A 15389-nucleotide genomic window follows, 5' to 3' on the forward strand; every position below is an offset into this window, starting at 1 on the left:
GCATGGTGGGTTGGCTGGTGCACGAGTACGTCCAGTACGAGGGCTTCCGGCCGGCACGCCGAGAGCACGCACCGGACGCCGCTCCTCAACGGGCGAACGTTGCCTGCCGCGGCACTGGTGCCGCGGCACCAGGTCCTCGCGGGAGCTGCTACCTCACCCGCAGTTCCAGGATCCGGTCGTCCCCGTCCTTCGGGCTGCCCCGGCCGTCCGTGTTGCTGGTCACCAGCCACAGCCGGTCGCCGCCCGCCGCCACCACCGTGCGCAGCCGGCCGTACTCGCCCTCCAGGAAGGCCTGCGGTTCGGCCGAGGCCTTCGTGCCGTTCAGCGGGATGCGCCAGAGCCGCTTGCCGCGCAGGCCCGCCATCCAGATCGAGCCCTCGGCGTAGGCGATGCCGCTGGGGGAGGCCTCGGCCGTCGTCCACTGGTCGATCGGGTTGTGGAACCGCTTGTCGCCGGACCGGCCCTCGGCCTCAGGCCAGCCGTAATTGTCACCCGGCTTGATCGCGTTGAGCTCGTCCCAGGTGTCCTGCCCGAACTCCGAGGCGAACAGCCGCTGCCTGGTGTCCCAGGCCAGGCCCTGCACGTTGCGGTGGCCGTACGAGTACACCGGCGAGTCCGGGAAGGGGTTGCCCGGCGCCGGCTCGCCCTCCGGGGTCAGCCGCAGGATCTTGCCGCCCACGGAGTCCTTGTCCTGGGACAGACCGGTGTCGCCGCTCTCGCCCGTGCCCACGTAGAGCATCTTGTCGGGGCCGAACCCGATGCGGCCGCCGTTGTGGATGAAGCCCTTGGGGATGCCCTTGTAGACCGTGTCGGGCGCGCCGAGCTGCTCGCCGGCCGGCTTCTGCTCGTCGTAGATCATGCGGACGATACGGTTGTCGGAGGCCGAGGTGAAGTACGCGTAGACCATGTGGTCCGAGGCGTAGTCGGGGGACAGGGCGATCCCGAGGAGGCCGCCCTCGCCGGCCGCCGAGACCCCCGGCACCTCGCCCAGCTCGGTCTTCTTGCCGGACTTCTCGTCGACCCGGACGATCGTCGCGTCGTCCCGGGAGGAGACGAGCAGGCCGCCGTCCGGCAGCGGAGCGAGCCCCCAGGGTGAGTCCAGGCCCTCGGCGACGGTGCGGACCACCTTCACCGAGCCCTGGGCGGGAGGTGTCTCCTCGGCGGCCTGCCCCGGCGGCGCGGACGAGCCGGGTGCCGTACGGCTCGGGGTGGTGCTCGCCTGCTTGCCGGACGGGCCTCCGCTGTCGGAGGAACAACCGGCCGTCAGCAGGAGCGCGGCGGCGGCCAACACGGCCGGGACGGCTCGACGTTGCACGATCATGGTCCCTTCGACGGGGCGGGTCCTCTCCTGTCATACACCGCTCGCGGCTCCCAGGTTCCCGATCACGGAACGCCGAACCGGGAACAGGGGGTTTGCCCGAAACGCGCCGAAGGCGGGACCGGGGCTCAGTCCCAGGACCCCTGGGCCGGCGGCAGCCCGGCTATCTCCTTGAGATCGTCGGGGGTCAGGCGCACCGCCGCCGCGGCCGTGTTCTCCGTGACCCAGCGCTCCTGCTTCGTGCCCGGCACCGGGACCACGTGCGGGCCCTGGGCCAGCACCCACGCGAGGGCGACCTGGCCGGGCGTGACGTCCGTGCCATGCCGGCGGGCCACGCGGCGCAGGCCCGCGACGACCGGCTGGTTCGCGGCCATCATCTCGGCCGTGAAGCGGGGGTGCCGGGCGCGCGGGTCGTCCGCCTCGAAGCCGGCGCCGGGCCGCAGCCTGCCGGTCAGGAAGCCGTTGCCGAGCGGCATCGCGGCGAGGAAACCGACGCCCCGCGTACGGCACCAGGGCAGCAGGGTCTCCAGCGCCTCCGGTGACCACACCGACAGCTCCGCCTCCACCGCGCTCACCGGGAAGACCTGCTGCACCCGCTCCAGCTGGCGGATCGTTCCGTCGTGCAGCCGGGCCCCGGACCGGCGCCCGGCCCGAGCGCCCACCGCGCACAGGCCCAGCGCCCGTACCTTCCCGGCCTGGACCAGCTCCGCCATCGCGCCCCAGGTCTCCTCGACCGGCACCTCGGGGTCGGCCCGGTGCAGCTGGTAGAGGTCGATGACGTCCGTCTGGAGCCGTCGCAGCGACGCGTCGCAGGCGCGCCTCACATACCCGGGGCGGCCGTTGGCGACGATGTGCTGGTCGCCCACGAGCAGCCCGACCTTCGTCGACACGAACGCGTCGGACCGCCGTTCCTTCAACGCCCGTCCCAGTAACAGCTCGTTGGTGAAGGGGCCGTACATGTCGGCCGTGTCCAGCAGGGACGCGCCCAGGTCCAGTGCCCGGTGCACCGCCCTGAGCGACTCGTCGCCGCGCTGCCTCGACGCGCTGTAGGCCCAGCTCATCGGCATGCACCCGAGTCCGACGGCCCCCACCGCGAGCGCCGCCGCGCCGATCGTCCTGCGCTCCACCTGGTCGTGACCCTCCCTGTTCGAGCCACCCCAACCTAACCTCTGCCGTCGCACGCTCCTGACATAGCCTCCAGAGCATGACTGCTGACGTGTGGCTGCCCATTCCGCCGGACGAGATCGAGGGTCTCCCCGAGGGCCCGGACTACCGCTTCTGGAACGGCGGGGAGGACTTTCCCGCGGACCCGGCCGACTGCGCCTTCTACGTAGTCCCCTACATGAAGCCCAGCCCGCTGTGCGTACGTCCCCTGGGGCGGATGAGCAACGTCCGGGTCGTACAGACCCTCTCGGCCGGGATCGACCACGTGGAGCCGGGACTCGGGCAGCTGCCGGCGGGCGTGCGGCTGTGCAATGCGCGCGGGGTGCACGAGGCCAGCACCGGCGAGCTCACCCTCGCGCTGATCCTGGCCTCGCTGCGCGGGATCCCCGACTTCGTCCGCGCGCAGGACCGGGGGGAGTGGCTCGGCGGGTTCCGCCCGGCGCTGGCCGACAAGAACGTCCTCATCGTGGGATACGGCTCGATCGGCGAGGCCATCGAGGACCGGCTCGTTCCGTTCGAGGTGGCACGGGTGGCGCGCGTCGCGCGCTCCGAGCGCACCACGGCGCGCGGTCCGGTGCATCCGCTCACCGAACTCCCCGCGCTGCTGCCGGAGGCGGACGTCGTCATCCTCTCCACCCCGCTCAACGAAACCACCCGTGGCCTGGCCGGAGCCGACTTCCTGTCCCGGATGAAGGACGGCGCGCTCCTCGTCAACGTCGCCCGCGGCCCCGTCGTCGACACCAAGGCCCTGCTCGCCGAGCTGGAGACCGGCCGCATCACCGCCGCCCTCGACGTCACCGACCCGGAGCCGCTGGCGCGCGAACACCCCCTGTGGCGTGCGCCGGGGGTACTCATCAGCCCGCATGTCGGCGGACCCACCTCCGCGTTCTTTCCGCGCGCCAAGCGGCTCCTGGTGGACCAGTTGAACCGTTATGTGAACCGGGAGCCGCTCCGCAACGTGATCCTTACGACGGGTGCATCAACCGACTGAGAGACCTTCGAGCACCGTCCGCAATCCTTCGGGTGCGGTGGGTACTCATCTATCTATTGATCGTCACGGAGCGTAGAGAACCTATGTCCCTGAGTGACGAGACTGGTGTATCGTCCCGACAGGGGCTGCGCCGGGGACCGTTCGGCGCCGGGGACGGACACTTCGGACTGTGAGGGGGGCGACGGGCGATGCACGGCCTATGGACGAGCGATCCGACGGGGCGGGGCTGCCGGCGGCGACCCTGGCGGACGGCCGCGGGCAGACGCGGTCAGCACGCCGATCACGTCGGCCACCACACCCACCACAGCGAACACCACAGCGAACACAGCCATCACCACCGCAGGCCCGGCGGCCGCAGAAGGCATGACCAGCCGGTCCACCGGGACCCGCGGGAGCCGGTAGCGGCGCGGACCGGGAGGGCCCGGTGACCGCGCCCCCCACCCCCACGCTGGACGGAGCGCTGCGGGCACAGTCTCCGTCCTCGAGCGCGCTGCTGCCTCGCACGCCGGCCCACGGCCACCGGCCGGGCCCGGCCCTCCAACTCGTCCTGGCTCTGGTCTGCGCGGGATACGCCGTCGGTTCCGCTTTCGGCTGGGGTTCGTACGAACTGGCCCTGATCATGGGTGACTTCGGGCTGGCCGCCGCGGCGGCCACCGCCTCCGTGTCGCACTTCCTCTGCGCCCGCAGCCGCCGCACCCGCTTTCGGCCCGCCTGGCTGCTGTTCAGCCTCTCCTCGGCCATGGCCGCCCTGGGCAACCTCGTCTGGGGGTGGTACGAGGTGGTCCTGGGGCTGCCCGTGCCCAGTCCCAGCTATGCCGACCTGTTCTTCCTCTGCTTCGCGCCGCCCGCGATCGTCGGGCTGCTCGTGCTCGCCAAGCGGCCGGTGACCAAGGCCGGCTGGATCTGCCTCGGGCTGGACGCCTGGCTGATCGGCGGCTCGCTGCTCACCCTGGCGTGGAGCCTCGCCCTCGCCCAGGCCGCGAAGTCGGAAGGCCCCGGCGTGGCGCACATCGCACTGTCGCTGGCGTACCCGCTGCTCGACATCGCGCTGGTCAGCATGGTGCTCGCGCTGCACTTCCGGCGCTCCGCGGTGAACCGCTCCGCGGTCAACACCGCCATCGGCGCGCTCGCGCTGACCGTGATGTGCGACGCCCTGTTCACCTCGCCGCTGATGCACCACGACTACCGCTCCGGGCAGCTGCTCGACGCGGGCTGGTTCGCGGGCTCGCTGCTCCTGGCGTACGCCCCCTGGGCCGCGCCCCGTGCGCAGGGCGTCCGGCGCGGCCCCGACCGGCACGCCGGCACGGGCCGCACCCGTGTGGTGCACGAGCACGTGCCGGGGCAGTGCGGCGGACCCGACCACCAGGCGCCCCTGCCCGGCGCCGAGCACAGCCGGTACCCGGCCGCCCGGCCCATCGCCGGCTCCCTGGCCGCCCTCACGCCGTATCTCGCGGCCGCCGTGTGCACGCTGGGGATCCTCTACAACGTCCTCAACGGCCGCAGTGTCGACCGCGTGGTCCTGCTGACCGGGGGCACGGTGGTGCTCGCGCTCGTCGTGCGCCAGGGGATCATGCTGCTCGACAACATCACCCTTACCCAGGAACTGGCTCAGAAGGAGAACCACTTCCGCTCCCTGGTGCAGGGCTCCAGCGACGTCATCATGATCGCCGCGCCCAGCGGCGTCCTGAGGTACGTCTCCCCGGCCGCCGCCGGAGTGTACGGCCGTTCGGCGGAGGAGCTGGTGGGTACGGAACTGGCCAACCTCATCCACCCCGAGGACCTGGGCTGCGTGGTGCACGAGGTGCGCAGGTTCCTCGCCGCCAATCCGGTCGAGGAACCCACCACGCGCATCGAGTGCCGCTTCCGCTCGGGCGACGGGGGCTGGCTGAACGTCGAGTCGACCGTCAACCGCCATCACGGCGGCCTCATCTTCAACAGCCGCGACGTGACCGAACGGGTGCGGCTCCAGGCCCAGCTGCAGCACAACGCCGAGCACGACCCGCTCACGGACCTGCCCAACCGCGCCCTGTTCACCAAGCGCGTCCAGCACGCCCTCTCGGGCCGCCGCGCCTCCGACCGGGGCGTGGCCCTGCGGAACACGGCCGTGCTGTTCATCGATCTCGACGGCTACAAGGCCGTCAACGACACCATCGGGCACCAGGCCGGGGACGAACTGCTCGTCCAGGCCGCCCGCAGGCTCCAGGACTCCGTCCGGCACGGCGACACCGCCTCCCGGCTCGGCGGGGACGAGTTCGCGGCCCTGATCGCCGGGGACAACACCCGCGACCGGGACGCCCGGGAGCGGCACATACTGGAGCTCGCCGACCGGCTCAGGACGACGCTGTCCCAGCCCTACCTCATCGACGGCAACGATGTCCGGGTCAACGCCTCCATCGGGGTGGCCTTCGCGGAATCCGGCCTCGGCGCGGGCGAACTGCTGCGCAACGCCGACCTGGCCATGTACCGCGCCAAGGCCGGCGGCAAGGGTCGTGTCGAGCTGTACAAGCCGCAGATGCAGCAGGACGTCGTCCGCAAGGCCGAGCTCGCCACCCGCCTGCGGGCCGCGCTGCACGACGGGGAGTTCGCCCTGCTGCACCAGCCGGTGGTGTCCCTGGAGGATGGCCGGATCGCGTCGGTGTCCGCGCAGGCGCGCTGGTGCTCCTCGCAGGGGGTGCTCTTCACCCCGGCGGAGTTCCTGCGGGTGGCCGAGGACAGTGACAAGACCGCCGAGCTGGGCCGGTGGATGATCGAGGAGGCCGTCGAGCAGGCCGCCGAGCGGCACGCCACCGGGCTGTCCGTGCCGGTGGTCGTGCGGATGAGCGCCCGCAGGCTGCTGGACCGCTCGATGCCGCTCGGCACGATCGAGGCGCTGCTCACGCGGCACGGGCTGCCGTCCGGGTCGTTGATCATCGAGCTGTCGGACGCCGACCCCAGGGTCTCGCTGGACGAGTTGGAGCGGCGCCTGGGCGCCCTGCGGCGAGTCGGCGTACGGATCGCGCTGGACGGGTTCGGCAGCGGCTACGCGGCGATCACGGCGCTCAGGCGCCTCCCCGTCGACGTCCTGAAGCTCGACCGCGGTCTGGTCGAGGGCGTCGTCGAGTCCGCCCGCCTGCACAAGATCACCAGCGGGCTGCTGCGCATCGCGGGCGACCTCGGGCTGAAGTCCGTGGCCGAAGGGGTGGATCTGCCCGAGCAGGTCATCGCCCTGCGCGCGATGGGCTGCACGCACGGGCAGGGCATGGCGTTCTCCGGGCCGCTCGACGAGTACCGGCTGCGCCGGGCGCTCGCCGCCGGCCACTATCCGGTGCCCAACGGACCGGTCGTACCGGCGTTCGCGGGCGGCTCCCCGCGGGTGTACAGCTCGGGTGTCTCCGCCGTCATCGGAGGCGGCACGGCCCTGCGCTCACATAATGAGACTCCCGTCCCACCCACTTGACAGTGGGTGCGTGCCGGGGGGAGGGTCAGTGCCATGCGCACCCGAATTCTCGTACTTGGAAAGCGCGTCGGCTGACGCTGAGCCTCGACCGCTCAGCGACCCCACCCGGCGCGCTCCCCTCGCTTGCCTTATGGCACGAGGGGTTTTTTGTTGCACAGGCACCCTCCGTGCAGCAGCCGAAGACCGTACAAACCTCGCAAAAACCCTCAGCATCTGAGAAGAGAATGCCGATGACCGAGCAGGCCACCGGGGCCCACCACCCGCAGCCCCGGCCCCGATCCGGAGGACACCACTCCGCCCCCGAGCAGGTGACGGGCGCGCAGTCCCTCATCCGCTCTCTCGAGGAGGTCGGCGCCGACACGGTATTCGGCATTCCCGGCGGTGCGATCCTCCCGGCCTACGACCCGCTGATGGACTCCACCAGGGTGCGCCATGTCCTGGTCCGGCACGAGCAGGGCGCCGGTCACGCCGCCACCGGCTACGCGCAGGCCACCGGCAAGGTCGGCGTCTGCATGGCCACCTCGGGCCCCGGCGCCACCAACCTGGTCACCCCGATCGCCGACGCGCACATGGACTCGGTGCCGATGGTCGCGATCACCGGCCAGGTGGCGTCCAAGGCGATCGGCACGGACGCCTTCCAGGAGGCGGACATCGTCGGCATCACCATGCCGATCACCAAGCACAACTTCCTCGTCACCAAGGCCGAGGACATCCCGCGGATCATCGCCCAGGCGTTCCACATCGCCTCCACCGGCCGCCCCGGCCCGGTGCTGGTCGACATCGCCAAGGACGCCCTCCAGGCGAAGACCACGTTCTCCTGGCCGCCCGCCATGGACCTGCCCGGCTACCGCCCGGTGACCAAGCCGCACGCCAAGCAGATCCGCGAGGCCGCCAAGCTGATCACCCAGGCCAGGCGGCCGGTGCTGTACGTCGGCGGCGGCGTGCTCAAGGCCAAGGCCACCGCCGAGCTGAAGGTCCTCGCCGAGCTCACCGGCGCGCCCGTCACCACCACCCTGATGGCGCTCGGCGCGTTCCCCGACAACCACCCGCAGCACCTGGGCATGCCCGGCATGCACGGCTCGGTGGCCGCCGTCACCGGTCTGCAGAAGGCCGACCTGATCGTCGCCCTCGGCGCCCGCTTCGACGACCGCGTCACCGGCAAGCTGGACAGCTTCGCCCCGTTCGCCAAGATCGTCCACGCGGACATCGACCCGGCCGAGATCGGCAAGAACCGCGCCGCCGACGTGCCGATCGTCGGTGACGCCCGCGAGGTCATCGCCGACCTGATCCAGGCCGTCCAGAAGGAGCACAGCGAGGGCCACCAGGGCGACTACAGCGCCTGGTGGAAGGACCTGAGCCGCTGGCGCGACACCTACCCGCTCGGCTACGACCAGCCCGAGGACGGCTCGCTCTCCCCGCAGCAGGTCATCGAGCGCATCGGACAGCTCGCCCCCGAGGGCACGATCTTCGCGGCGGGCGTCGGCCAGCACCAGATGTGGGCCGCCCACTTCATCGAGTACGACAAGCCGGCCACCTGGCTGAACTCCGGCGGCGCCGGAACGATGGGCTACGCCGTGCCGGCCGCCATGGGCGCCAAGGCCGGCGTCCCCGACCGGGCCGTCTGGGCGATCGACGGCGACGGCTGCTTCCAGATGACCAACCAGGAGCTCACCACCTGCGCCCTGAACAACATCCCGATCAAGGTCGCCGTCATCAACAACGGCGCCCTCGGGATGGTCCGCCAGTGGCAGACCCTCTTCTACAACCAGCGGTACTCCAACACCGTCCTGCACTCCGGCCCGGACGACGTCAACCCGGCGGCCCGCGGCACCCGCGTCCCCGACTTCGTGAAGCTGTCGGAGGCCATGGGCTGCTACGCGATCCGCTGCGAGTCCACGGACGACCTCGACAAGGTCATCGAGGAGGCGAACTCGATCAACGACCGCCCGGTCGTCGTCGACTTCGTCGTCCACGAGGACGCGATGGTGTGGCCGATGGTCGCCGCCGGCACCTCCAACGACGAGATCATGGCCGCCCGGGACGTCCGCCCGGACTTCGGCGACAACGAAGACGACTGAGAGCCGTAAAGGAAGCAGATCATGTCCAAGCACACGCTCTCCGTCCTGGTGGAGAACACCCCCGGCATCCTGGCCCGGATCGCCGCCCTGTTCTCCCGCCGCGGCTTCAACATCGACTCGCTCGCGGTCGGTGTCACCGAGCACCCCGACATCTCCCGCATCACCATCGTCGTCGGCGTGGAGGACCTGCCGCTGGAGCAGGTCACCAAGCAGCTCAACAAGCTCGTCAACGTGCTGAAGATCGTCGAGCTGGAGCCGGCGCAGGCGGTGCAGCGCGAACTCGTCCTGGTGAAGGTGCGGGCCGACAACGAGACGCGCTCCCAGATCGTCGAGATCGTCCAGCTGTTCCGCGCCAAGACCGTCGACGTCTCCCCGGAAGCCGTCACCATCGAGGCCACCGGGTCCGGCGAGAAGCTGACCGCGATGCTCAAGATGCTGGAGCCGTACGGCATCAAGGAGCTCGTCCAGTCCGGCACGATCGCGATCGGCCGCGGTGCACGATCCATCACGGACCGGTCGCTGCGCGCCCTGGACCGGTCGGCGTAAGACCCGGAACGGGCGGTCGGCGCGCCGTCGGCCGCCCGTATTCCGAGACCCTCAGACTTCCCTTCCGCCCCCCGTCATACGGTGGGACGCAACACCTGCACTCCCGAGGAGAGAACCCAAAGTGGCCGAGCTGTTCTACGACGCCGACGCCGACCTGTCCATCATCCAGGGCCGCAAGGTCGCGGTCATCGGGTACGGCAGCCAGGGCCACGCCCACGCGCTGTCGCTCCGTGACTCGGGTGTCGACGTCCGCGTCGGTCTGCATGAGGGCTCCAAGTCCAAGGCCAAGGCCGAGGAGCAGGGCCTGCGCGTGGTGAGCCCGTCGGAGGCCGCCGCCGAGGCCGACGTCATCATGATCCTCGTCCCGGACCCGATCCAGGCCGAGGTCTACGAGAAGCACATCAAGGACAACCTGAAGGACGGCGACGCACTGTTCTTCGGCCACGGCCTGAACATCCGCTATGGCTTCATCAAGCCCCCGGCCGGCGTCGACGTCTGCATGGTCGCCCCGAAGGGCCCGGGCCACCTGGTCCGCCGCCAGTACGAGGAGGGCCGCGGCGTTCCCTGCATCGCCGCCGTCGAGCAGGACGCCACGGGCAACGGCTTCGCGCTGGCCCTGTCGTACGCGAAGGGCATCGGCGGCACCCGCGCCGGTGTCATCAAGACGACCTTCACCGAGGAGACCGAGACCGACCTGTTCGGTGAGCAGGCCGTTCTCTGCGGTGGCACCGCGGCGCTGGTCAAGGCGGGCTTCGAGACCCTGACCGAGGCCGGCTACCAGCCGGAGATCGCCTACTTCGAGTGCCTGCACGAGCTGAAGCTGATCGTGGACCTCATGTACGAGGGCGGCCTGGAGAAGATGCGCTGGTCGATCTCCGAGACCGCCGAGTGGGGCGACTACGTCACCGGCCCGCGGATCATCACGGACGCCACCAAGGCCGAGATGAAGAAGGTTCTCGCCGAGATCCAGGACGGCACCTTCGCTCAGCAGTGGATGGACGAGTACCACGGCGGTCTGAAGAAGTACAACGAGTACAAGAAGCAGGACTCCGAGCACCTGCTGGAGACCACCGGCAAGGAGCTGCGCAAGCTCATGAGCTGGGTCGACGAGGAGGCGTAAGCCGCCTGCCCGAGGGGCCGGAGCATCCACGCTCCGGCCCCTTCGGCGAACCCCGGGTAACGTCGGTGGTACGGCGTTGTCCATCCCGTCCGGCCACGGACGGGTGATCCTTCCGCAGCGGCACAAGACGACGCCTCATGCGCCACTAGACTGCTGCACACATACGCGTCAGGCCCACAGCGTCGTGCGTCTCCAACGCGGCCTAGCGACACCGGAGTAGTGCAGGCACGCCCCACGCCGCCCGGCAGGCACTCTCACCGCACCGGCCGAAGGCCCTAGTAGCTCCGCTACGAGGACCTCCGGCCGACACGCCGAGAGCACGCACCGGCTGAGACATCAGCCGCTGCCGCGGCGGGCGCGGGAGCGCACCCGCACCACTCCGGCGCCGCTCCACCCCTCCACCGCCTGCGGCCGTCGGGACGGCCGTCCGCAGCACTGGACTTGTGAGGACTCACGTGAGCTCGAAACCCGTCGTACTCATCGCTGAAGAGCTGTCGCCCGCCACCGTCGACGCCCTGGGCCCGGACTTCGAGATCCGGCACTGCAACGGCGCGGACCGGGCCGAGCTGCTCCCGGCCATCGCCGATGTGGACGCGATCCTGGTCCGTTCGGCCACCAAGGTCGACGCCGAGGCGATCGCCGCCGCGAACAAGCTGAAGGTCGTCGCACGAGCCGGCGTCGGCCTGGACAACGTGGACGTCTCCGCCGCCACCAAGGCCGGCGTGATGGTCGTCAACGCCCCGACCTCCAACATCGTGACCGCCGCCGAGCTGGCCTGCGGTCTGCTCGTCGCCACCGCCCGCCACATCCCGCAGGCCAACGCCGCGCTGAAGAACGGCGAGTGGAAGCGCAGCAAGTACACGGGTGTGGAGCTGGCCGAGAAGACCCTCGGTGTCGTCGGCCTCGGGCGCATCGGCGCGCTCGTCGCCCAGCGCATGTCCGGGTTCGGCATGAAGGTCGTCGCCTACGACCCTTACATCCAGCCCGCCCGCGCCGCGCAGATGGGCGTCAAGGTGCTGTCGCTGGACGAGCTGCTCGAGGTCTCCGACTTCATCACCGTCCACCTGCCCAAGACCCCCGAGACCGTCGGCCTCATCGGCGACGAGGCGCTGCGCAAGGTCAAGCCGAGCGTGCGCATCGTCAACGCCGCACGCGGCGGGATCGTCGACGAGGAGGCGCTGTACTCCGCCCTCAAGGAGGGCCGGGTCGCCGGTGCCGGTCTCGACGTGTACGCGAAGGAGCCCTGCACGGACTCCCCGCTGTTCGAGTTCGACCAGGTCGTCTGCACCCCGCACCTGGGCGCCTCCACCGATGAGGCGCAGGAGAAGGCCGGTATCGCCGTCGCCCGCTCCGTGCGGCTCGCCCTCGCCGGTGAGCTCGTGCCGGACGCGGTGAACGTCCAGGGCGGTGTCATCGCCGAGGACGTCAAGCCGGGCCTGCCGCTCGCCGAGCGCCTGGGCCGGATCTTCACCGCGCTCGCCGGTGAGGTCGCCGTCCGTCTCGACGTCGAGGTCTACGGCGAGATCACCCAGCACGACGTGAAGGTGCTGGAGCTGTCCGCCCTCAAGGGCGTCTTCGAGGACGTCGTCGACGAGACGGTGTCGTACGTCAACGCCCCGCTGTTCGCGCAGGAGCGCGGCGTCGAGGTGCGTCTCACCACCAGCTCCGAGGCGACCGAGCACCGCAACGTCGTCACGGTGCGCGGCACCCTCGCCGACGGCGAGGAGGTGTCGGTGTCCGGCACGCTGGCCGGCCCGAAGCACCTGCAGAAGATCGTCGCCGTCGGTGACTACGACGTGGACCTCGCGCTCGCCGACCACATGATCGTGCTGAAGTACGAGGACCGCCCCGGTGTCGTCGGCACGGTGGGCCGGATCCTCGGTGAGGCGGGCCTCAACATCGCCGGCATGCAGGTGTCGCGGGCGGTGGCGGGTGGCGAGGCGCTGGCCGTGCTGACCGTGGACGACACGGTGACCGCGACCGTGCTGGCCGAGGTGGCCGAGGAGATCGGAGCTACCTCGGCTCGCTCCGTCAACCTGGCCTGACATCCCCGGGGGGCTCGCCCCCCGGGATCCCCGTTCCCTGAACGGGCTCGTCCTCACACGCCGGACGGGCTGAGCTGATCAGCCTGTCCGGCGTTTTTCCGTACCCGCACCCGCCGCAGGGTCACCGCAGCCGCGGCCGCCGCACCGGCCAGCAGCACCGCGCCCGTGACCGCCGCCGTGTGCATGCCGCTGGTGAAGGCCTCGCGTGCCGCCGTCGCCAGGGCGTCCCCCGCGCGCCCCGGGAGCCGGTCGGCGACGGCCAGGGCGCCGCCCAGGGTCTCGCGGGCCGCGGCGGGCGCCGAGTCCGGGATCTCGTGGCGGTAGACGGCCGTACCGATGGAGCCGAGGAACGCCATGCTCAGCGCGCCGCCGAACTCCGTGCCGGTCTCCAGCAGGGACGACGCCGCGCCCGCCTTCTCCACCGGGGCGGCGCTCAGTGCCAGGTCGGCCACCTGGGACATGACGGTGACGATGCCGCAGGCCAGGACGGCGCACGCGGCCAGCAGCAGCCACAGGGAGTCGGTACCGGCCAGGGACAGCATCACGTAGCCGCACGACGCGACCGCGAAGCCTCCGCCGACGACGTACGCGCGGGGAACGCCCCGCTGCACGAGGTGGGCGCCGACCGGGGCCGCGAGTGCGATGGGCACCGACGGCAGCAGGCTCCACAGCGCCGCTTCCAGGGGGCTGTTGCCCAGGACCGACTGGATGTACTGGGTCGTGAAGTAGGCCGAGCCCATCATGCCGAAGGCGGCCACGAGGTTGAGGACGACGGCCGGGCTGAAGCCGCGGCCCCGGAACAGCTCCGGCGAGATCAGCGGGGAGGCCGCCGTGCGCTGGCGGTGGACGAACAGCGCGGCGAAGAGCAGACCGACGGTCACCGACATCGCGTACCGCACGTTCCAGCCCTCGGACGCGAGTTCCTTCAGGCCGTAGATCACGGGGAGCACCGCCGCCATCGACAGGGGGACGCTCAGCAGGTCGAAGCGGCCGGGGTGGGGGTTGCGCGACTCGGGCAGCAGGACCGGGCCGAGCAGCAGGAGCAGCAGCATCGCGGGCAGGTTGACCAGGAAGACCGAGCCCCACCAGAAGTGCTCGACGAGCACCCCGCTCATCACCGAGCCGAGCGCGATGCCGGCCGTCATCACGCCCGACCAGACACCGATCGCCCTGGTGCGCTGCGCGGGGTCGGTGAACATCGTGCGCACGAGCGCCATCGTGGACGGCATCAGCGTCGCGCCGCCGATGCCGAGGACCGCGCGGGCGGCGATGAGGGTCTCGGCGCTGGTGGCGTACGCCGCGACCAGGGAGGCCGTACCGAAGGCGGCGGCGCCCGTCAGCAGGAGCCTGCGGCGGCCGATGCGGTCGCCGAGCGAGCCCATCGTCATCAGCAGGCCGGCCAGCACGAAGCCGTAGATGTCGAAGATCCACAGCTGCTCGGTGGCGCTCGGCTCCAGGTCGGCGCTGATCGCGGGGATCGCGAAGTAGAGGACGGACACGTCCATCGAGACCAGCAGCAGCGGAAGCATCAACACACCGAGAGCCGTCCATTCACGGCGGCCGGCGAGGGCGGGAGGGTGCGGGTTCGTCGTCATGAGCAGGACTGTACGGACGTATAAAACGATTGTCTAGTACGACTGTTTAATACGTGCGTCTGGATTCTGGGCTAGGGTGGCATGTCATGGGACACCGTGAGGATCTGCTCGAGGGCGCCAAGCGCTGCCTGCTGGCGAAGGGCTTCCTGCGCACCACCGCGCGCGACATCGTCAAGGAGTCGGGCACCAACCTGGCGTCGATCGGCTACCACTACGGCTCGAAGGACGCGCTGCTCGCGCAGGCGTACGTCGAGATGGTGGAGGGCATGTCCGACAAGTTCGAGGGGGGCGGCGAACTGTCCGGCGAGCCGGGGTCGTTGGAGCGGTTCGCGGAGGTGTGGGCGAACATCATCGGGACCATGCGCGATCCCGGGTCCATGTGGCGGCTCAGCATGGAGATCGTGGCCATGGGGGACCAGCTGCCGGAGGTGCGGGAGCACCTCGCGCGGGCCCAGCGGGAGGGGGCGCGCGGCATCGTGACGCTCTTCCACGGCGGCCCCGAGGAAGACGTGACGGACGAGCAGGTGGACACCCTCGGGTACTTCTATCTGACCCTGATGATGGGCCTCATGGCGCAGTGGACCTTCGATCCGAAGAGCGCTCCGGAGGCCGGGCAGCTCGCCGCGGGGCTGCGCCGGGTGATCGAGGCCGCCGAGGGGAAGTGACGCGCCCCCCTCACCCAGGGGCGTCGACGACCGAGTCGATGGCGGACACGGTGTCGGGGGTGGTCCGGGTGGGGGTGTGTGCCGCCCCGGCCCAGGGGCGGCCGGCCGACACCCAGACGCTGCGGGCGCCGATGCCGGCCGCGCCGGCGATGTCGGCGTGCGGGGAGTCGCCGATCACCCAGGCGCCGTCGAGGCCGGCGCCGACGGTGGCGGCAGCGGCGCGGAAGATCTCCGGCGCCGGCTTCTTGTGGCCGACGGCCTCGGAGACGACCCATCCGTGGGCCGGCGTGTCGAGCCCGGTGGTGCGGATCTTCGTCTCCTGTTGCGCGGTACGGCCGTTGGTGACGATCACCAGGGTCCAGCCGGCGGTGCGCGCCCGGGCGAGTGCGCCGCGGACGGGGCCGGACAGGACGACGCGGTCGGCCGCACCC

11 protein-coding genes are annotated in these 15389 nt (G+C 71.0%); 7 read left to right on the forward strand and 4 right to left on the reverse strand.

Going from position 1 to position 15389, the window contains the following annotated elements; genetic code table 11:
* Window positions 1-148: 148 nt before the first annotated feature.
* Both ABZ281_RS12335 and ABZ281_RS12340 read right to left on the reverse strand, forming a co-directional pair.
* Window positions 149-1321, reverse strand: coding sequence for a PQQ-dependent sugar dehydrogenase (locus ABZ281_RS12335; protein WP_356654698.1), 1173 nt, complete (start codon window positions 1319-1321; stop codon window positions 149-151).
* Between the two features lie 125 nt (window positions 1322-1446).
* The gene (locus ABZ281_RS12340; RefSeq protein WP_356654700.1) at window positions 1447-2445 is read right to left on the reverse strand and encodes an aldo/keto reductase; all 999 of its coding nucleotides are present in this window, start codon (window positions 2443-2445) and stop codon (window positions 1447-1449) included.
* 77 nt (window positions 2446-2522) lie between these two features.
* Between ABZ281_RS12340 and ABZ281_RS12345 the strand changes: the two genes are divergently transcribed.
* The 6 genes from ABZ281_RS12345 (at window position 2523) to serA (ending at window position 12698) form a co-directional block, all read left to right on the forward strand.
* A complete protein-coding gene (locus ABZ281_RS12345) occupies window positions 2523-3473 on the forward strand; it encodes a 2-hydroxyacid dehydrogenase (protein WP_356654702.1) in 951 nt (316 codons plus the stop codon).
* A 424-nt stretch (window positions 3474-3897) separates the two neighbouring features.
* The gene (locus ABZ281_RS12350) at window positions 3898-6909 is read left to right on the forward strand and encodes an EAL domain-containing protein (protein ID WP_356654704.1); all 3012 of its coding nucleotides are present in this window, start codon (window positions 3898-3900) and stop codon (window positions 6907-6909) included.
* Between the two features lie 230 nt (window positions 6910-7139).
* On the forward strand, window positions 7140-8987 hold the full coding sequence (locus ABZ281_RS12355) for an acetolactate synthase large subunit (RefSeq protein WP_356654706.1): 1848 nt from the start codon (window positions 7140-7142) through the stop codon (window positions 8985-8987).
* A 21-nt stretch (window positions 8988-9008) separates the two neighbouring features.
* Window positions 9009-9533, forward strand: coding sequence for an acetolactate synthase small subunit (ilvN, locus tag ABZ281_RS12360; RefSeq protein ID WP_030851453.1), 525 nt, complete (start codon window positions 9009-9011; stop codon window positions 9531-9533).
* Between the two features lie 121 nt (window positions 9534-9654).
* On the forward strand, window positions 9655-10653 hold the full coding sequence (gene ilvC / locus ABZ281_RS12365; protein ID WP_030851456.1) for a ketol-acid reductoisomerase: 999 nt from the start codon (window positions 9655-9657) through the stop codon (window positions 10651-10653).
* Between the two features lie 455 nt (window positions 10654-11108).
* Window positions 11109-12698 carry a phosphoglycerate dehydrogenase gene (gene serA, locus ABZ281_RS12370; RefSeq protein ID WP_031106628.1) on the forward strand — a complete coding sequence of 530 codons (1590 nt, stop codon included), beginning with the start codon at window positions 11109-11111 and terminating at the stop codon, window positions 12696-12698.
* Window positions 12699-12751: 53 nt separating this feature from the next.
* On the opposite strand, the gene ABZ281_RS12375 is transcribed toward serA, so the two are convergent.
* Window positions 12752-14293 (reverse strand): MFS transporter, encoded by a 1542-nt coding sequence (locus ABZ281_RS12375; RefSeq protein ID WP_356654709.1) that lies wholly within the window; start codon window positions 14291-14293, stop codon window positions 12752-12754.
* Between the two features lie 86 nt (window positions 14294-14379).
* Between ABZ281_RS12375 and ABZ281_RS12380 the strand changes: the two genes are divergently transcribed.
* Window positions 14380-14958 carry a TetR/AcrR family transcriptional regulator gene (locus tag ABZ281_RS12380; protein WP_356654711.1) on the forward strand — a complete coding sequence of 193 codons (579 nt, stop codon included), beginning with the start codon at window positions 14380-14382 and terminating at the stop codon, window positions 14956-14958.
* A 10-nt stretch (window positions 14959-14968) separates the two neighbouring features.
* Here the strand turns inward: ABZ281_RS12380 and ABZ281_RS12385 are convergent.
* Window positions 14969-15389, reverse strand: a 421-nt coding sequence (locus ABZ281_RS12385; protein ID WP_356654713.1) for an HAD-IA family hydrolase, incomplete at its 5' end; no start/stop codon positions are given.

The sequence above is a fragment of the Streptomyces sp. NPDC006265 genome (assembly GCF_040613555.1).
Classification (GTDB): domain Bacteria; phylum Actinomycetota; class Actinomycetes; order Streptomycetales; family Streptomycetaceae; genus Streptomyces.